Below are 18,071 nucleotides of genomic sequence, written 5' to 3'. Positions count from 1 at the left end.
CTCCCCGAACCTCCCGAACCTCCTGAACCTCCCGAACCTGCCGAACGTCCTGACGAGGAGTATTCGATGCCCCGACGTTCCCTCGGATTCGCCGCAGCCCTCGGCGTGTCCGCGCTCGTCCTCGCCGCCTGCAGCAGTCCCTCCGGTTCGGACCCGGACGCCAAGAACACCGCGAACAGCGCACCGACGGTCGCGACCAAGGGCAACAACACGGTGGCCGTGATCACCCACGGCTCGGCCGGTGACGCGTTCTGGAGCGTCGTGCAAAACGGCGCGCAGGACGCCGGCAGGAAGCTGGGCGTCGACGTCCAGTACCAGGGCAACGGCGACCCGGCCGGCCAGGCCCGATTGATCGACAACGCGGTCACCCAGGGGGTGGGCGGGATCGTGGTCTCGATGGCCAACCCGGACGCGCTGGCCAACTCGATCAAGGCGGCCACCGCCAAGGGCATCCCGGTGATCACCATCAACTCGGGGCAGAGCCGGTCCGCCGAGTTCGGCGCGATCGCGCACGTCGGCCAGGACGAGTCGATCGCCGGCGAGGCGGCCGGCGCCAAGCTCAAGCAGGCGGGCCGGACCAAGATGTTGTGCGTCATCCACGAGGCGGGCAACATCGGCCTGAACCAGAGATGCGACGGCGCCAAGGCCGGCTTCGGCGGCGCGACGCAGACCCTCCAGGTCGACATCGGCAACCCCACCGACACCCAGGCCCGGATCCGCGGCGCGCTCCAGTCCGACTCCTCGATCGACGCCGTGCTCGCGCTCAACCCGCAGGTCGCCGCGGTCACCGTCGGCGCGGTCGGCGACGCGAACTCCAAGGCGCAGATCGCCACGTTCGACCTCAACCCCGACGTGGTCACCGCGATCAAGGGCGGCAAGATCGTCTTCGCGGTGGACCAGCAGCAATACCTTCAGGGCTACCTGCCGGTGACGATGATCAAGCTGTATCGGGACAACGCCAACACCGTCGGCGGCGGCAAGCCGGTCCTGACCGGTCCCGGATTCGTCGACAAGAACAACGTCGACGCGGTGGCCGGATACGCGCAGCGGGGGACGAGATGACCACGACTCCACCGTCGAAGCCCGCGCCCAGCCCCGCGCCGTCGGTACGGGTCTCCGGCGGCGCCGGCACCGAGGCGCCCGGGCCCGCGCGCGCCGGCGACGAGCGGGTGTCGCCGGTGAGCCTGGCCCACCGACTGCTCGTGCGGCCGGAGTTGGGCTCGCTGATCGGCGCCGTGCTGGTCATGGTGTTCTTCTCGGTCGTCGCCGACGGGTTCTTCACCGCCGCCGGCGCGGCGACCTGGCTGGACGACTCGGCCACCCTGGGGATCATGGCGGTCGCCGTGGCCCTGCTGATGATCGGCGGCGAATTCGACCTGTCCGCCGGGGTGATGACCGCCTCGACCGCGCTGATCACCGCCATGCTCGCCACCCGCGCGGGCTGGTCCGTCTGGCCGGCGCTCGCGGTGTCCCTGCTCTTCGCCCTGGCCGTCGGCGCGCTCAACGGCTGGCTGGTGGTGCGTACCGGACTGCCCAGCTTCATCATCACGCTCGGCACGTTCCTGGCCCTTCAGGGCCTCAACCTCGGGGTCACCCGGCATGTGACGAACAGCGTCCAGGTCAGCGGGATGCGGGCCACCGACGGCTACGAGTCGGCCGGGCGGTTCTTCGCCTCGACGATGGCCGTGGCCGGCACCGAGATCCAGGTCTCCGTGTTGTGGTGGCTGCTGCTGGCCGCGCTGGCCACGTGGGTGCTGGCCCGTACCCGGTTCGGCAACTGGATCTACGCCGTCGGCGGCGCCCCGGTGAGCGCGCGCAACGTCGGCGTCCCGGTGGACCGGACCAAGATCGTGCTGTTCATGACCACCGCCGCGGCCGGCTGGCTGGTCGGCTCGATCAACATCCTGCGCTACACCTCGGTCCAGGCCAATCAGGGCATCGGGCTCGAATTCCAGTACATCATCGCGGCGGTGATCGGCGGCTGTCTGCTCACCGGCGGCTACGGGTCGGCGATCGGCGCCGCCCTGGGCGCGCTCATCTTCGGCATGGCCCGGCAGGGCATCGTCTACGCGAAGTGGAACAGCGACTGGTTCCAGCTCTTCCTCGGGGTGATGCTGCTCGCCGCCGTGCTGGTCAACAACTCCTTCCGGCGCCGCGCGGAAAGGTCCCGCCGATGACGAACACCACTCCCGAACCCCGGCCGACCGGCACCACGCCGGACAACCCCGCCCCGCCCGCCTCGGGTGCCACCCGAGCCGGCGCCGGGTCCGGGCACCTGCTCGAACTGCGAGGTGTGGGAAAGCGGTTCGGCAATGTGATCGCGCTCGACGACGTGTCCACCTCGGTCGACGCCGGCGAAGTCACGTGTGTCCTGGGGGACAACGGCGCGGGCAAGTCGACGTTCATCAAGATCCTGGCCGGCGTACACGCCAACGACAGCGGCGAATACCTCGTCGAGGGCGCGCCGGTGCACTTCCACTCGCCCCGCCAGGCGCTGGACCGGGGGATCGCCACCGTCTACCAGGACCTGGCCGTGGTGCCGCTGATGAGCGTGTGGCGCAATTTCTTCCTCGGCTCCGAACCCCGCAAGGGACGCGGGCCCTTCGCCCGGCTCGACATCGCGCAGGCGCGCGCCGGGGCGCGCCGGGCGCTGCTCGACATGGGCATCGACCTGCGGGACGTGGAGCAGCCGGTGGGTACGCTCTCCGGCGGCGAACGGCAGTGCGTGGCGATCGCCCGGGCCGTGCACTTCGGCGCCAAGGTGCTGATCCTGGACGAGCCCACCGCCGCGCTCGGCGTCAAGCAGGCCGGGACGGTGCTGCGGTACATCGCCCGGGCGCGCGATCGGGGTCTGGGCGTCGTGTTCATCACGCACAACCCGCACCACGCCCACCCGGTCGGGGACCGGTTCCTCCTGCTCAACCGCGGGCGCAGTCAGGGCAGTTACACCAAGGACGAGATCACCCTGGCCGAACTCACCCGGCAGATGGCCGGTGGCGCCGAACTGGAGGCGCTGGCACACGAGTTGCATTCGGGGGCCAAGGCATGACGGGCGTGCGGGAAGTGACGGTGGCGCACGAAGCCATGGCGGGGGCGTGGGAAGCCATGACGGGGGTGCGGGCATGACCGGGCCCACGGCGGAGCCGGAGCGCGGCGGGCCTTTCGACATCGAGCCCGAGGTGCTGACGGTCGGACGAGTCGGGGTGGATCTGTACCCGCAGCAGAGCGGCGTCTCGCTCGACCGGGTCGAGACCTTCGCCCGGTTCCTGGGCGGCACCGCCACCAACGTGGCGGTCGCCGCGGCCCGGCTCGGCCGTCGATCGGCGGTGTTGACCAAGGTCGGCGCGGATCCGTTCGGCACCTTCGTCCGCGACGCGCTGACCGGGTTCGGGGTCGATCCCGCCTGGGTGTCCACGCACGAACGGCTGTTGACCCCGGTGGTGTTCTGCGCGCTCGACCCGCCGGAGGATCCGCCGCTGCTGTTCTACCGACTGCCGACCGCGCCCGATCTCACGCTCACCGACGCGGACGTGCCGTGGGATCTGGTCCGCCGGGTCCCGGTGTTGTGGGTGACCGGGACCGGCGCCAGTGTCGAGACCTCGCGCGGCACACATCTGCGGATGCTGGCCGCGCGCGGTCGGCGCGAGCACACCGTGCTCGACCTCGACTATCGGCCGATGTTCTGGCCGGACCGGGACACCGCCTCGCGGCACATCGGCGCGCTCGTCGACGAGGCCACCGTGGTGGTGGGCAACCGGGCCGAGGTGGAGATCGCGGTGGGCACGGCCGATCCGGACGAGGCCGCGAGGCGGTTGCTGGCTCGGGGGGTGCGGCTGGCCCTGGTCAAGAAGGGCGCCGAGGGTGTCCTGGTGGCCACCGCCGAGGGCAGCCACACGGTGGCGCCGCGTCGGGTCGAGGTGGTGTGCGGGCTCGGCGCGGGCGACGCGTTCGGGGGCGCGCTCGTGCACGGCCTGCTGTCCGGGTGGGATCCGGTGCGGATCGCCGAGTTCGCCAACGCCGCCGGAGCGCTGGTGGCGGGGCGGCTCGCGTGCGCGGACGCGATGCCCACGCCGGGGGAGATAGCGGAACTGCTGGGCGCACACGCAACGAATGTGAACCACCCGATCGTGAACCACCCGATGTTGGAGACCCGAACGTGATCAGCGACCACGACTGGAACACCCTGCTCGCGACCCGGGCGAATCGGCCCGACGCGGTTCTCGCCGCGTACGACGAGCGCCGTCGCCGACCGAGCCTGCTCTCCCCGCACGGCACCCTCTTCCTGGTCGCCGCCGACCACCCCGGACGCGGCTCGCTGGGGGTGGGCGGCGACGCGCTCGCCATGGCCGACCGGCGCGACCTCCTCGACCGGTTGGTCACCGCCCTGGAACACCCGGACGTGGACGGGGTGTTGGGCACACCCGACGTGATCGAGGAGTTGCTGCTCCTGGGCGTCCTCGAGGACAAGGTGGTGATCGGGTCGATGAATCGGGGCGGCCTGGCCGGCGCGTCGTGGGAGATCGACGACCGGTTCACCGGGTACGACGCCGAGGCCATCGACCGCTACCGGCTCGACGGCGGCAAGATGTTGTTGCGCATCGTGGACGCCGACGCCGGCACGATACCCACCCTGGAGGGTTGCGCACGGGCGGTGAGCGAGCTGGCCGACCGGGGGATCCGGGCGATGATCGAACCGCTGCCCTATCGGCGCGACACGTCCGGGCGGCTGGTCCTGGATCGCTCGACCGAGGCCAACGTGCGGGCCGTGACGGTCGCCTCCGCGCTGGGGACGACCTCCGCCTACACCTGGCTGAAGCTGCCCGCGACCGACGAGCCGGACAAGGTGGCCGGCGCCACGACCCTGCCGACCGTGGTGCTGGGCGGGGTGCCGTCCACCGATCCGGGGGCCGACCTGTCCTCGTGGGGCCGGGCGCTCGCGCAACCGGCGGTGCGCGGCCTGGTGGTGGGCCGGGCGCTGCTGTATCCGGCCGACGGGGACGTGCGCGGCGCGGTGGACGCCGCCGCGCGGATCCTGCGCGCGGCCAATCCGCGCGCGGCGGAGGTGATCGTGTGAGCGACCCGCGACTGTTCCACCCCTGGGGCACGGCGGGCGGCGCCGACGACCCGCTGCTGATCACGCCCGAACTGGCCGGCTGGCGCTACAGCGGCCTGCGGGTGATCCACCTGCCGCCGGGGGGCCGGCGCGTGCTGGACACCGGGGACCACGAGGTGGCGGTGATCCCGCTGGCCGGTGGGCTGACCGTGGAGACCGAGGGCCGCCGGTTCGAACTGGTCGGGCGCGAGACGGTGTTCACCGCCGTGCCGGACTTCGCGTACGTCCCGCGCGACGCGGAACTGCGGCTGAGCGCGGCGCACGGGTGCGAGGTGGCGTTGGCCTCGGCGCGGGCGACCCGACGGCTGGATCCCGCGTACGGGCCGGCCGCCGACGTGCCGGTCGAGGTGCGCGGCGCGGGTCGGGCCACCCGGCAGGCGAACAACCTGCTGACGCCGGAGGCGTTCGACGCGGACAAGCTGGTGGTCTGCGAGATCCTGACCCCGGACGGCAACTGGTCGTCCTTCCCGCCGCACAAGCACGACGAGGCGAGCGCGCACGAGGTCGTCAACGAGGAGATCTACTACTTCCGGGTGGCCGGCCGGGACGGGCGCACCCCCGACCGGGAGGGCTTCGGGCTGCACCGCACCTACACCGCCGACGGCTCGATCGACGAGACCGTGACGGTGCGCGACGGGGACGTCTTCCTGGTCCCGCGCGGCTACCACGGCCCGTGCGTGGCCACTCCCGGACACCACCTCTACTACCTGAACGTGATGGCCGGACCCGCCGCCGATCGCGCGATGCTCGCCTGCGACGACCCCGCCCACCACTGGGTACGGGACAGTTGGGCCGGACAGCCGGTCGATCCGCGCTGCCCGCTCACCTCGCCGCCCGCCCCCGACGGAGGAAGCCGATGACTGCGACGACTCCGGTGCCTCCGATGCCTCCGATGCCTCCGGCGCCGACGTCCGGAGCCACTGTGCGGCTGACCACCGCCCAGGCTCTCGTGCGCTGGCTGATCGCCCAGGGGAGCGAACTCGTGGACGGCCGCCGAGTGCCGCTGTTCCCGGGCGTGTTCGCCATCTTCGGCCACGGCAACGTGCTCGGCCTGGGCGACGCGCTGCACGAGGCCGGTGGGCGACTCCCGGTGTGGCGCGGTCAGAACGAACAGGGCATGGCGCTCGCGGCGGTCGGCTACGCGCGGGCGACGCAGCGCCGCCAGGTGATGGTCGCCACGTCCTCGATCGGGCCCGGCGCGCTGAACATGGTCACCGCGGCGGGTGTGGCGCACGCCAATCGGCTGCCGCTGCTGCTCCTGGTCGGGGACACCTTCGCGAGCCGGGCGCCCGATCCGGTGCTGCAACAGGTCGAGCACTTCCACGACCCCGGCGGCACGGTCAACGACGCGTTCCGCTCGGTGAGTCGCTACTGGGACCGGATCACCCGGCCGGAGCAGCTGATCGCCACGCTGCCGCAGGTGGCCCGGGTGCTCACGGATCCCGCCGACTGCGGGCCGGTCACGCTGGCGCTGCCGCAGGACGTGCAGGGGCAGGCGTACGACTTTCCGGTCGCGATGTTCGCGCCCCGGCTGCATCGGCCGGTGCGCCCGCGCCCGGACCTGGGCGAACTGGCGGACGCGGCGGCGCTGGTGCGGGCGGCCGCGCGGCCGTTGCTGGTGGTGGGCGGCGGGGTGCGGTACGCGGACGCGGCGGCGGAGGTGCTGGCACTCGCCGAGGCGTACGGTGTCCCGTTCGCCGAGACGGTCGCGGGGCGCACCCTGCTGCCGCACGAACACCCGCTGCACGCCGGGCCGTTGGGTGTCACCGGATCCGCGTCGGCGAACGCGCTCGCGGCGGACGCGGATTTGATCCTGGCCGTGGGCACCCGCCTCCAGGACTTCACCACCGCGTCCTGGACGGTCTTCGCCGCCGACGCGCGCCTGGTGTCGATCAACGCGGCCCGGTTCGACGCGGTCAAGCGCGGCGCGGCGCCGGTGACGGGGGACGCGCGAGAGGCGCTGCGCGAACTGGCCCCGCTGCTGGGCGATTGGCGGCCGGATCCGGCCTGGACCGCGCGCGCCGCGAGCGAACGCCGGGCCTGGGACGGCACGATCGACGCACTGCGCGCGCCGGGCGATCCGGCGGATCCGCCGACGTACGCGCAGGTCGTTGGCGTGGTCAACCGGTTGGCCGGTCCGCAGGACTACGTACTCACCGCCAGCGGCGGGCTGCCCGGCGAACTGGTGGGCGGCTGGCGGTCGGTGGGCGCGGTCGGGGCGCCGACGATGGACGTCGAGTACGGGTTCTCCTGCATGGGCTACGAGATCGCGGGCGCGTGGGGCGCGGCGATGGCGCGGCCCGAGGGGGTGGTCACCACGCTCCTGGGCGACGGGTCGTATCTGATGCTCAACTCCGAGGTGTACTCGGCGGTGTTGTCCGGGCACCGGTTCGTCGCGGTGGTCTGCGACAACGGCGGCTACGCGGTGATCGCGCGCTTGCAGGAGGGGCAGGGGGCCGCGCCGTTCAACAACATGATCACCGACTGCCGGGGACCGGGCGCCGCCGCCGACCACCGGGTCGACTTCGCCGCGCACGCCGCCGCGTTGGGCGCGGAGGTGTTCACCGCCGACACGGTGGCCGACCTGGAGAAGGCGTACACGGCGGCGCGGGCGTCGCGGCGGCCGGCCGTGGTGGTGGTGCGCACCAGCCCGAACCACTGGACCGAATCCGGCGCGTGGTGGGAGGTCGGCGTCCCCGAACTCTCCGCCCGCCCGGAAGTGACGGCGGCCCGACACCGGATGGACGAGGCGAGAGCGGAGCGTACGGCCCGGGGCTGACCGGGCCCGCGCCGCCGGGCTCGGGTGGATCGTTCCACCCGAGCCCACCTTCGCGCGAACAGGCCGCGATCGGCTCGCGATCAGGCCGCGATCGGGCGTGCCGGCAGGCCCGCGCCCGCTCGCGCCTCGGCGAACGAGCGAAGCAGACGGTCGTGGATGGCGCCGTTGGAGGCGACCAACTCCCCGTCACCGGGCTTCCAGTCGTCGCCCTCGAAGGTGGTGGCCCGACCGCCCGCCTCGCGGACCAGGATCGCTCCGGGCGCCCAGTCCCACGGACCGCAGCGCTGCTCCCAATAGGCGTCGAGCCGGCTCGCGGCCACCCAGGACAGGTCGATACCGGCGCAGCCCAACCGCCGCACGTCACGGGTGTCGTTGACCACCGACAGGAACTCGGCCAGGTTGTTGTCCGGGTCGGTCGCCCGCGACGGCGGGAAACCGGTGGCGATCACGCTGCGGCCCAGGGTGCGGGTGTCCGAGACGTGCAGGCGTTTGCGGCCCTCGTACGCCCCGCGCCCGGCCTCGGCCCAGTACGTCCGGCGCCGCGTCGCGTCCGCGACCACGCCCAGGGCGAGTCGTTCGCCGTCCCAGAACGCGATCGCGCAGGCGTAGTGCGGCAGTCCGTGCGCGAAGTTGGTGGTGCCGTCGAGCGGATCGACGAACCAGGTGGGGCGACCGAGGTCCAACTCGGCCAGCCCGCCGCCCTCTTCGCCGACCACCGCGTCCTGCGGATAGTGGCTGCCCAGCCACGCCCGAACCAGTTTCTCCACGCGCAGATCGGTCGCGGTGACCAGGTCGGCGGACGACGACTTGAGCCGGATCCGCCGTGGTCGCCCGGCCCGGCGAATGACCTGGGCGGCCTCTCGGGCGACGCGCAGCGCCGCAAGCGTACGGGGGAGGGGGAAGACCACGATGACGCTCCTTGCCTACGGCGCTCGATGAAACCGATGCCCGATCGACCACGGAGCACCCACCGGCCCCCACACCCGACCCACGCCCCACGCGAAGACCGCCCCGACACCGACTCGCCGCCCTGCAACTCCTTGCCCCAGCATTATGTCGACCCCCACCCCCCACCACCACCAAGTTGGCCCGCGCCACAACCGCCGCACGGCCGCGTCGGCGGACCCAACGATCGGCGGACTCAGTCCCCGGTGGCCGCGGGCGGCTGCTCGTCCGGGTCGGGGGCGACCCCGCAGGCGATCCGGTGGTGGCGGATGTGCGCGGGATTCAGGCGATGGTCGGAGCGGAACGTCAGGGTGCCCTCGACCTCGAACGTGTCGGTGACGTAGACGACGCCGCCCGCGCCGATGTGGATGCCCTGTCGATCGAGTCGGCGGTGATGGTTGGGGCACAGGCACAGCAGGTTCGTCAGGTTGTCCGGCCCGCCCTCCCCGAGCGGGCGCACGTGTGCCCCGTCGCTGCTGCGCGTGCCGGCCCGGCCGCGCACGGTGGTCGAGCAGATCTGGCATTCGTCGTCGTACATCGCCTTGAGCATCTGCACGACTCGTGAATCACGGTCGTAACCGCTCGTGGTCCGGACGATCCGGGCGGGAGGTGTGTCGTCGGTCGGGTCCGGCGTGGGATTCGGGACGCCGTCCGGGGGCGGCGGGTCGTCGCCCTCCCCGATGCCGACAGCGGTCAAAAGCTGCTCGTGGTCGACGTCGGGGAACCAGGTGTCCAGCAGGTGCGCGACGACCTCGGCGCGGCGGGCCCGGTCGGCGAGTTCGGCGACCGCCGGCCGGGTGAAGCCCGCGACGGCGCCGGTCGCCTCCAGTACGCGGATCCCGGGGAAGCGCCTGTTGTCCGCGGTGCGGCCGGTGACCTGCCAGAACTCGCCGGCGAGATACCAGAACGGGTATTCCGGGGTGATCTGGTTGGGTGTGCGCCCGAAGCGTTTCAGCAGCGGACGCACCCCGTCCCGGAAGACCGGCCACGGGATCAGCCGGTCCTCGGGGGTCGGCTCGCGTCCGATGGCCCACAGGATCGCGATGGGCTTGTGTCGGGTGGGCGTGTCGCCCATGTGGTGCGTCCGCATGGTCCGCAATTGGTCGAGCAGCGTCGACGTCATCGGCCGAGCGTACGAAAGCGGGCCGACAATCCGTGCGGTGGGTTGAGGTTGGGCTGGTGGGTCATGATGAGGGGGTAGTGGTATCCGTGCGGCCGGAAGGTGCGAGCGTTCGGCGGATGGGCCTGGGGTGGGTGGGGCGTCGGAGCGCGTGAGAGTCGAGGAGCCCCCTCATGGCACGTCCTGTTGGTATCGACCTCGGTACGACGAACTCGGTGGTCGCGGTTCTGGAGGCCGGTGAGCCCACCGTCATCGCGAACGCGGAAGGGGCTCGGACGACGCCGTCGGTGGTCGCCTTCGCGAAGAACGGCGAGGTCCTGGTCGGTGAGGTGGCCAAACGCCAGGCGGTGACCAACGTCGAGCGCACCGCGCGGTCGGTCAAGCGGCACATGGGCGACAACACCTGGCACTTTCCCGAGACCGGCGACATCGACGGCAAGCGGTACACCGCGCAGGAGATCTCCGCGCGGGTGTTGCAGAAGCTCAAGCGCGACGCCGAGGCGTATCTGGGCGAGAAGGTCACCGACGCCGTGGTGACCGTGCCGGCGTATTTCGACGACGCCCAGCGGCAGGCCACCAAGGAGGCCGGGGAGATCGCGGGCCTCCAGGTGTTGCGGATCGTGAACGAGCCGACGGCGGCGGCGCTGGCGTACGGGCTGGACAAGGTGCGCGACCAGATGATCCTGGTGTTCGACCTGGGCGGCGGCACGTTCGACGTCTCGCTCCTGGAGATCGGCGAGGGGGTCGTGGAGGTCAAGGCCACGCACGGCGACACGCATCTCGGCGGCGACGACTGGGACCAGCGGGTGATGGACCACCTGGTCAAGCAGTTCAAGAACGCGCACGGGATCGACCTGTCCAAGGACAAGATGGCGGTACAGCGGCTGCGCGAGGCGGCGGAGAAGGCCAAGGTCGAGTTGTCCAGCGCGACCGAGACGTCGATCAACCTGCCCTACATCACCGCGTCGCCCGAGGGCCCGTTGCACCTGGACGAGAAGCTGACCCGGGCCCAGTTCCAGCAGCTCACGGCGGACCTGCTCCAGCGCTGCCGGGCCCCGTTCCACGCGGCGATCGACGACGCGGGGATCTCCGTCGAGAAGGTCGATCAGGTGGTCCTGGTCGGCGGTTCGACCCGGATGCCGGCCGTGACCGAGCTGGTCCGGGAGCTGACCGGCGGCAAGGAGCCGAACAAGGGCGTCAACCCGGACGAGGTGGTGGCCGTCGGCGCCGCGCTCCAGGCGGGCGTGTTGAAGGGTGAGGTCAAGGACGTCCTGCTGCTGGACGTCACGCCGCTCTCGCTGGGTATCGAGACCAAGGGCGGCATCATGACCAAGCTGATCGAGCGCAACACCACGATCCCGACGAAGCGTTCGGAGATCTTCACCACGGCGGACGACAATCAGCCGTCGGTGCAGATCCAGGTGTTCCAGGGTGAGCGCGAGATCGCCGCGTACAACAAGCGGCTGGGCATGTTCGAGCTGACCGGTCTGCCGCCCGCGCCGCGCGGGTTGCCGCAGATCGAGGTGATGTTCGACATCGACGCGAACGGCATCGTGCACGTGTCCGCGAAGGACCTGGGTACGGGCAAGGAGCAGTCGATGACCATCACCGGCGGTTCCAGTCTGCCGAAGGACGACATCGACCGGATGATGCGCGAGGCGGAGGCGCACGCGGAGGAGGACCACCAGCGGCGGGAGAGCGCGGAGACCCGCAACCAGGCCGAGCAACTGGTGTACAGCACCGAGAAGTTCCTCAAGGACAACGGGGACAAGGTGCCGGCGGACGTCAAGGGCGAGGTGGAGACGGCGCTGACCGCGCTCCGCGAGGCGCTCGCGGGCGAGGACACGGCCGCGATCCGCGAGGCGGCGGAACGGGTGAGCACGGTCAGCCAGAAGCTGGGCACCGCGATGTACGCGAACGCCCAGCCGGGCGCGGAAGGCGCGGCCGGCGCGGCGGGCGGCACCGCGGCCGAGGCCGACGCCGACGAGGACGAGGTCGTCGACGCCGAGATCGTCGACGACGACAAACGCGGAGGTGGGACCGCATGAACCGGATCTCTCCCGGACCGGGACTGCTGCCGGTTCCGGCCGGGCAGCCACCGTCGCCGGTCGTGGCGTCGCTGCTGGCCGAGATCGCGGCGCAGCGCGAGCAGGTGACCGAGCGGGTGGACGAGTTGTGCCGGCTCCGGGCGGACTACGACGGCTATCGGCGGCATGTGCGGCGGGACCGGCTGGCGGTGCGGGAGGCGGCGTTGGCCAATGTGCTCACGCCGCTGCTGCCGGTGGTGGACGGCTTCGATCGGGCGCGGGCCGCCGGTGATCTGACGCCGGGGGTGGCGAGTGTCGTCGACGCGCTGGAGGACGCCCTCGCGGCGCTCGGGCTGCGCGCGTTCGGGGCGGTGGGCGACGTGTTCGACCCGTACGTGCACGACGCGGTGGCGCTGCACGTGGCGGCCGGGGTCGATCCGCCGATCTGCTCGACGGTGCACGAGCCGGGGTATCGGGTGGGCGATCGGCTGCTGCGTCCGGCCCGGGTGACGGTGACCGGGCCGCCGCCGGCGGGTGCGCGATGAGTCGCCGGCGGGTGGTCGTGTCGGGAGACGTGCAGGGCGTCTACTTCCGGGACACGTGCCGCGGTACCGCGGAGCGGCACGGTGTCGCGGGCTGGGTGCGGAATCTGCCGGACGGCACGGTCGAGGCGGTGTTCGAGGGCGCGCCGGACGAGGTCGCGCGGCTGACGGCGTGGACGGGGCGCGGGCCGTCGTTGGCCGTCGTCGACCGGGTGTACGTGTACGACGAGGATCCGGTGGAGGAGGGGCTGGTCGGGTTCGAGATCCGCCCGACACCGGCTCTGCGGCAACGATGAACGGGCCGCCCGCGTGAGCGGATGGGTCGGCTGCGTGAGTGATCGCGGTAAAACTACCGATTTGTGGCTGATTGAACCATCCTGGTGAGAGGGGGTGAAAGCGGCGGCGGCGACCGAGTGGACCGACGGAGTCGGGGGCTTGGAGGCGACAGGTATGCAAATCGTGGGATGGCACATAGAGATGGAGTTCAAGGAGGACGGCAAGCGGACCGAGGCCGCGGCGCTGCTGCGCCTGCGCGACGGTACGGAGCTGCGCTCGCACGCGCACGCCAGCCGGTATCCGGACGACCCGGATCAGCCGGCGGTCGGCGAAGAGATCGCCGCGGCGCGGGCGTTGACCGACCTGACCCGGCAGCTGCTGGACAAGGCGGCGGGCGAGATCGAGTCGTCGACGAATCGGCCGGTTCACTCGCTCGCCTGAGCGGAGCGGGGCCGACCGCGCTCGACGGGGCCGGTGCCGACCGGCGGCGAACCGCCGGCCGACACCGGCCCGCGCGCTCGGGTCGGGACGGCGGGCGGACGTGGGTGGTGGGCGGTTCGCGTCCGGGGCGCCGGGGTTGGGAGCCGTCGGTCGACGCCGACTCGCCCGCCCGATCGGGATGGCGGGTGGATGGCCGGCGGTGGCCGGTCGCCGGGTGTGTTCCGGAGGATTTGGTGGGGTATCCATTACGCGAATCTCTTGGCGTGATCGAATGATTACCGTGTGTGCTCGTCGGGTGGGTGTCGCGGGCCGCGACGGCGGGGGGTAGAGCAGAGCCGATGAGTGTGGCGATCGAGGTACTCGTGATCACCCCGGTCCGGATCTATCGCGACGCCACCGTGCGGGCGCTCGCCGACGAACCCGCGTTGCGGCTGGTCGGGTCGGGCGGCTCCGCCTCGGAGGCGGTCGCCGGCGCACGACGGCTGCGCCCGTCCGTACTCCTGCTGGACCTGAGCACGCCGGACAGCATTCCCGCGATCCGCGCCATCCGACGCGGGACGCCGCAGACCCGGCTGATCGCGATGGGCGTGGACGAGTCCCGCGACGACGTGATCACCGCCGCCGAGGCGGGCGTGGCCGGATTCATCGGCCGCGAATACTCGCTCCCGCAGACCGCCGCCGCGATCATCGGCGTCGTGCGCGGCGAGGCCTCGTGCAGCCCTCGGATCGCCGCACTGCTGCTGCAACGCGTACAGTCCCCCACCGTCGCCGCGCAGCGCACCGTGTCGGGGCTGCCCGAGACGCTGACCGCGCGCGAGCGGGAGATCCTGTTCCTGATCGCCGAGGGCAGGACCAACCACGAGATCGCCCGGGGCCTGTCCATCGGTCTGTCCACGGTCAAGACCCATGTGCACGCCGTACTGCGGAAGTTGCGCGTCCCGCACCGCGAGGCCGCCGCCGGCCTGCTGCGGGCGACACCCGCCGGCGAACCCCTCGGCCGCGCCCGGGTGGAGGCCGACGGCGCACCGGATCGAGCGCTCGGCGCGGCGCGCGCCGTGCCGCCACCCGTGTGGGGTTCGCGCGCGCCGCGCACCCGGCGGGCGCCGGACCACGAACAACCCGCCGGTGGCGGGCCCACGACCGGATAGCCGGGTCTTCGGGGGGCGCGACGAGCCCACCCGATCGGGTGGACGACGCGCTCCATCCGAGGTGGAGGCGGGCGGAGCCGACCGGTGGTGGAGGTCTACTCCCGCGCTCGGCAAAGACCGAACCGGCGGGTGGATGACGCGCTTCGGGCCGATGATCAACGATCTCGTCATGGCCGTTGCCGGCTCGATCGGTTCGAGCGCACCCGTGTTCCCCGACCTCTCCGACCTGGAGCGGTGGATCGCGGACGTGCTGGCCCGGGCGGTGCAGGCCAACGGGCCCGAATCGGCCGAGAGTTCGCTGGAACGCCTGTACCCCTCCCACGGCGAGGTACGCGAGGCGCTGGCGGATACGCCGAGGCCCGCGCCGGTGCTGATCACCGGGCCGCCGCTGCCCGCCCACCTGGCGCTGCCGCTGGCCCGACGCGGTTTCGACCCGTTCGACCTCGCCGCGCTCGCGCTGATCCTCGCGCCCGAACTCGACCCGGCGTACGGCCGCGCGATCGCCTGGCTGCAACGCGACTCCGGGCAGCCGTACCCGACGCTCGACCTGCTCGCCCGGCTGTGCTGCGAGACCGGGGAGGACCGGGCGGCGGTCGCGGTACGGTTGTCCGCCGCCGGTCCGCTGCTCCGGTGCGGGCTGGTGGAGCCGGTCGGCAGGCGCTCCGGACCCTCCTACGCGGGCGCCGTACGGCCCTCGGCGGTGCTGCTGCGCCGGTTGTTCGCGATCGGCCGACTCGACGACGCGCTCGCCCCGTTCGCGACGGTGGACACCTACGCGCCGGTCGACGCACCCGACCCGATCGCCGCCGCCGCGCTGGTCGCCCGGCTCGTCGGCGACGCGCCCTCGCTCACCCACCTGTCCGGCGCGCCCGCCGCGACCTGCCTGGACGTCGCGTGGTGGAGCGTGGCGCGGGCCGGCCGGCGGATGCTGACCGCACGGCCCGAAGCGCTCGCCGATCCGGCCCTGCTGCCCGGCCTGGCCGCCGAGGCACTGCTGCGCGAGGCCGTACTCGTGGTGGACGCACACGCCGGCGGCCCGCCCGACACGGTGTGGGAGCGGTTCACCCACGTCGTCGTGGTCGGCGGCCCCGACACACTCGCCCCCACCGGTCCCGACGTGCCGGCCGAGCGGGTGGCCGCGCTGTCGGTTCGCCGCGCGGTCGGCGTGCCCGGCGGCCTGGCCACCGCCCTGGCCGCACACGGTGTCGAGGTCGCGAGCACGCCGGGCGCCGACCCGCTGGCCGGCTGGACCCACCTGGCCGGGCCGGAGTTGCGGCAGACCCTGGACGCGGTCGCCGCCCGGGCCCGCGGTCGGGCCGAGCCCGGCGCGCCGCTGCGCACCACCGCGGCCGAGGTCGTCGACGTCGCCGCCCGGGTCACCGGCGGCGAACTGGGCCGACTCGCCACCCGGTTGGGCACGTACGACGACTGGTCCGCGCTGATCGTCCCCGACGACGTCGGGGAGCGGCTGCGCGACGTGTGCGCGCACCTGACCGCCCATCGCACGGTGCTCGACGCATCCGGCTTCGCCGACCGGCCGGGTCTGGGCCGCGGCGTGTCGGTGTTGTTCGCCGGCCCCAGCGGCACCGGCAAGACGTTCGCCGCGCGCCTGGTCGCGGGCCGGCTCGGGCTGCCGCTCTACCGGGTGGACCTGGCATCGGTGGTGTCCAAGTACATCGGCGAGACCGAACAGAACCTGGACGCCGTGTTCACCGCCGCCGCGCGCACCGACGCCGTGCTGCTGTTCGACGAGTGCGACGCGCTGTTCGGCAAGCGCAGCGAGGTGCACGACGCGCGCGACCGCTACGCCAACCTCGAAGTGGCCTATCTGCTCCAGCGGTTGGAGGACCACGACGGGCTCGCGGTGCTGGCCACCAACCTCCTGCACCACATGGACGACGCCTTCATCCGGCGGCTGACCTACTGCGTGCACTTCCCGTTCCCGGAGGCCGCCGAGCGGCGCCGGATCTGGCAGGGCGCCTGGCCGGCGGCGCTGCCCCGGGACGTGGACGTCGACCTGGGCGAACTGGCCGAGCACTACCCGCTCTCCGGCGGCCACATCCACAACGTCGCGGTCGCGGCGGCGCACCTGGCCGCCGCCGAGGGACGCGCGGTGGACCGGGCGGCGGTGCTTCGGGCGATGGAGCGCGAATACGACAAGATCGGGCCCTCCCCGCAGGCCCCCGCAACGATCGGGGCGCGGTGATGGCGGCGCAGCCGAAGGCGGGGCACACCGCCTCGCACCTGCCGGCCGAGTTGGAGGCACGGGCCGAACGGGCCCGGCCGCTGGACGCGGCGCTGCGCGGCTCGATGGAGCGCTCGTTCGGCACGTCCCTGGGCGACGTGGTCGTGCACACCGACGCCGACGCGGCGGCGTCGGCCGACCGGCTCGACGCGAAGGCCTACGCCGTCGGTCGGCACGTCGTGTTCGGCCCCGGGCGCTACGACCCGCACTCGACCGCGGGCCGGGCGCTGATCGGCCACGAACTCGCGCACGTGGTGCAGCAGCGGCGCGGCGGCCCGCGGCCGGGCCCGCAGGGCGTGCACCCCTCGGGTACCGCCGCCGAAGGCGCCGCGCACACGGCGGGTGCCCGGGCCGCGGCCGGCCTGTCCGCCCCGGTCGCGGGCGGCACCGCGCCGGGGGTGTCCCGGGCGCCGAAGAACGAGGCGGAAGAGGAGGCCGAGCGCGCCGAACTGCGGGAGAACCGCGCCGCGGCGATGGTCGCGCTGGGCGCGACCGAGGGCATCGCACTGGAGGTCACCGGCGCCGTGGACACCCTGATCGGCCTCGGCTACGGAGCACACGACGCGGGCCGCCTCGGCGTGCGCAAGGCGGCGTCGCTGCTCGGCCTGTCGGACGACCAGACGAAGCTGGTCCAGGCGTGGTACGAGGGAACCTCCGGCGGATTCGTCCTGGACGCCGTGCGCGACCGGGCCAAGGCGGCGGAGTTGGTCGACCCGTACACCGGTGTACCCGCGCTCTCGCCGGGGGTCACGCAGGCGGGCAACCTGACCGAGGCGTACTACGACCGGGTCAGCGGCGGCCGGGCGCCCGACGACGGCAGCCTGTTCAGCGACCGCGAGCTGACCCAGATCGCCGTGCAACTCGGGGTGAAGACCATCCTCGCCTACACCGGAGGAGAGGAGGTGCTCCTCGCGCTCAAGGTGCTGGGCGTGGCGAGTTCGGTCGAGGCGATCCTGAACGCGATCAACGCCAATCCGGAGGGCTGGCCGTCCGATTCGCGGTTCTGGCTCCAGGTCGTCGGCGCCGTGCTCAACGTGGCCGGGCTGGCCGCGTCGTCGGCGGGCAAGCGGTTGGCGGCGCTGATGCTCGACGCGGCGTTGGCCACGTTGGCGACCGCTCCGGCCGTGCGGAAGTTGTGGGTGGATTGGAAGGGCGCGCACGGCCCGGACCGCGACGCGGTGGTCGAACAGGACCTCAAGGAGGTGGTGCGGGCGCTGATCGCGGTGATGCACCAGATCCTGCTGCACGCCGCCGGCTACCGACGCTCGAAGGCACCGGGCGGGGGCACGGGCGGTACGGAGGACACCGGCGGCCGAGAGCATGCCGGGCCGCCCGTGAAGCAGCCGCGGTCGGCCGCCGACGCGCATGCCGCGGGACCGCCGCCGGCGCCCGCGCACGCCGGTGCGGGCACGGCGCCGGCCGGGGCGACCACGGC

At 72.8% G+C, this 18,071-nt stretch carries 16 protein-coding genes; 14 read left to right on the top strand and 2 right to left on the bottom strand.

The features are described from left to right. Positions 1-66 precede the first annotated feature (66 nt). The 7 genes from ACFRCG_RS34940 (at position 67) to iolD (ending at position 7,892) form a co-directional block, all read left to right on the top strand. The gene (locus ACFRCG_RS34940; RefSeq protein ID WP_380039000.1) at positions 67-1,062 is read left to right on the top strand and encodes a sugar ABC transporter substrate-binding protein; all 996 of its coding nucleotides are present in this window, start codon (positions 67-69) and stop codon (positions 1,060-1,062) included. After that, a complete protein-coding gene (locus ACFRCG_RS34935; protein ID WP_380038997.1) occupies positions 1,059-2,177 on the top strand; it encodes an ABC transporter permease in 1,119 nt (372 codons plus the stop codon). Before ACFRCG_RS34940 ends, ACFRCG_RS34935 begins: the two co-directional genes overlap by 4 nt. Beyond that, entirely contained in the window at positions 2,174-3,049 is an 876-nt protein-coding gene (locus ACFRCG_RS34930; protein ID WP_380038994.1) for an ATP-binding cassette domain-containing protein, read from the top strand. Before ACFRCG_RS34935 ends, ACFRCG_RS34930 begins: the two co-directional genes overlap by 4 nt. A 73-nt stretch (positions 3,050-3,122) precedes the next feature. Then, positions 3,123-4,160, top strand: a complete 1,038-nt coding sequence (gene iolC, locus ACFRCG_RS34925) for a 5-dehydro-2-deoxygluconokinase (RefSeq protein WP_380038991.1) — start codon at positions 3,123-3,125, stop codon at positions 4,158-4,160. Then, a complete protein-coding gene (locus tag ACFRCG_RS34920) occupies positions 4,157-5,074 on the top strand; it encodes an aldolase (RefSeq protein WP_380038989.1) in 918 nt (305 codons plus the stop codon). The genes iolC and ACFRCG_RS34920 overlap by 4 nt, the downstream gene beginning before the upstream one ends. After that, positions 5,071-5,973, top strand: coding sequence for a 5-deoxy-glucuronate isomerase (gene iolB, locus ACFRCG_RS34915; protein ID WP_380038987.1), 903 nt, complete (start codon positions 5,071-5,073; stop codon positions 5,971-5,973). The genes ACFRCG_RS34920 and iolB overlap by 4 nt, the downstream gene beginning before the upstream one ends. 62 nt (positions 5,974-6,035) lie before the next feature. After that, positions 6,036-7,892, top strand: a complete 1,857-nt coding sequence (gene iolD, locus ACFRCG_RS34910) for a 3D-(3,5/4)-trihydroxycyclohexane-1,2-dione acylhydrolase (decyclizing) (RefSeq protein WP_380038985.1) — start codon at positions 6,036-6,038, stop codon at positions 7,890-7,892. An 80-nt stretch (positions 7,893-7,972) separates the two neighbouring features. On the opposite strand, the gene ACFRCG_RS34905 is transcribed toward iolD, so the two are convergent. Further along, positions 7,973-8,800 carry an inositol monophosphatase family protein gene (locus ACFRCG_RS34905; protein ID WP_380038983.1) on the bottom strand — a complete coding sequence of 276 codons (828 nt, stop codon included), beginning with the start codon at positions 8,798-8,800 and terminating at the stop codon, positions 7,973-7,975. 233 nt (positions 8,801-9,033) lie between these two features. Beyond that, the gene (locus ACFRCG_RS34900; protein ID WP_380038981.1) at positions 9,034-9,960 is read right to left on the bottom strand and encodes an HNH endonuclease; all 927 of its coding nucleotides are present in this window, start codon (positions 9,958-9,960) and stop codon (positions 9,034-9,036) included. 170 nt (positions 9,961-10,130) lie between these two features. On the opposite strand from ACFRCG_RS34900, the gene dnaK reads away from it, so the two are divergent. The 7 genes from dnaK to ACFRCG_RS34865 all read left to right on the top strand — a co-directional run. Continuing rightward, a complete protein-coding gene (gene dnaK / locus ACFRCG_RS34895; RefSeq protein WP_380038979.1) occupies positions 10,131-12,005 on the top strand; it encodes a molecular chaperone DnaK in 1,875 nt (624 codons plus the stop codon). Beyond that, a complete protein-coding gene (gene grpE / locus ACFRCG_RS34890; protein WP_380038977.1) occupies positions 12,002-12,529 on the top strand; it encodes a nucleotide exchange factor GrpE in 528 nt (175 codons plus the stop codon). Before dnaK ends, grpE begins: the two co-directional genes overlap by 4 nt. After that, a complete protein-coding gene (locus ACFRCG_RS34885) occupies positions 12,526-12,822 on the top strand; it encodes an acylphosphatase (protein WP_380038975.1) in 297 nt (98 codons plus the stop codon). Before grpE ends, ACFRCG_RS34885 begins: the two co-directional genes overlap by 4 nt. 154 nt (positions 12,823-12,976) lie before the next feature. Next, on the top strand, positions 12,977-13,243 hold the full coding sequence (locus tag ACFRCG_RS34880; RefSeq protein WP_380002618.1) for a DUF1876 domain-containing protein: 267 nt from the start codon (positions 12,977-12,979) through the stop codon (positions 13,241-13,243). A gap of 338 nt (positions 13,244-13,581) precedes the next feature. Continuing rightward, positions 13,582-14,391 carry a LuxR C-terminal-related transcriptional regulator gene (locus tag ACFRCG_RS34875; RefSeq protein ID WP_380038973.1) on the top strand — a complete coding sequence of 270 codons (810 nt, stop codon included), beginning with the start codon at positions 13,582-13,584 and terminating at the stop codon, positions 14,389-14,391. A gap of 169 nt (positions 14,392-14,560) precedes the next feature. Further along, a complete protein-coding gene (locus ACFRCG_RS34870; RefSeq protein ID WP_380038971.1) occupies positions 14,561-16,597 on the top strand; it encodes an AAA family ATPase in 2,037 nt (678 codons plus the stop codon). Next, positions 16,597-18,071, top strand: a 1,475-nt coding sequence (locus ACFRCG_RS34865; protein ID WP_380038969.1) for a DUF4157 domain-containing protein, incomplete at its 3' end; no start/stop codon positions are given. The genes ACFRCG_RS34870 and ACFRCG_RS34865, both read left to right, overlap by 1 nt.

Source organism: Embleya sp. NPDC056575 (assembly GCF_042793325.1).
Lineage (GTDB): Bacteria > Actinomycetota > Actinomycetes > Streptomycetales > Streptomycetaceae > Embleya.
Note: the sequence above shows the minus strand (reverse complement) of the source record. Positions and strands in the feature narration are given on the sequence as shown.

Coding starts and splice junctions, on each gene's coding strand:
- ACFRCG_RS34880 (WP_380002618.1), top strand. CDS start 12,977: ATGCAAATCGTGGGATGGCACATAGAGATGGAGTTCAAGGAGGACGGC.
- ACFRCG_RS34885 (WP_380038975.1), top strand. CDS start 12,526: ATGAGTCGCCGGCGGGTGGTCGTGTCGGGAGACGTGCAGGGCGTCTAC.
- grpE (WP_380038977.1), top strand. CDS start 12,002: ATGAACCGGATCTCTCCCGGACCGGGACTGCTGCCGGTTCCGGCCGGG.
- iolC (WP_380038991.1), top strand. CDS start 3,123: ATGACCGGGCCCACGGCGGAGCCGGAGCGCGGCGGGCCTTTCGACATC.
- ACFRCG_RS34940 (WP_380039000.1), top strand. CDS start 67: ATGCCCCGACGTTCCCTCGGATTCGCCGCAGCCCTCGGCGTGTCCGCG.
- ACFRCG_RS34900 (WP_380038981.1), bottom strand. CDS start 9,960: ATGACGTCGACGCTGCTCGACCAATTGCGGACCATGCGGACGCACCAC.
- ACFRCG_RS34930 (WP_380038994.1), top strand. CDS start 2,174: ATGACGAACACCACTCCCGAACCCCGGCCGACCGGCACCACGCCGGAC.
- dnaK (WP_380038979.1), top strand. CDS start 10,131: ATGGCACGTCCTGTTGGTATCGACCTCGGTACGACGAACTCGGTGGTC.
- ACFRCG_RS34935 (WP_380038997.1), top strand. CDS start 1,059: ATGACCACGACTCCACCGTCGAAGCCCGCGCCCAGCCCCGCGCCGTCG.
- ACFRCG_RS34870 (WP_380038971.1), top strand. CDS start 14,561: ATGGCCGTTGCCGGCTCGATCGGTTCGAGCGCACCCGTGTTCCCCGAC.
- ACFRCG_RS34875 (WP_380038973.1), top strand. CDS start 13,582: ATGAGTGTGGCGATCGAGGTACTCGTGATCACCCCGGTCCGGATCTAT.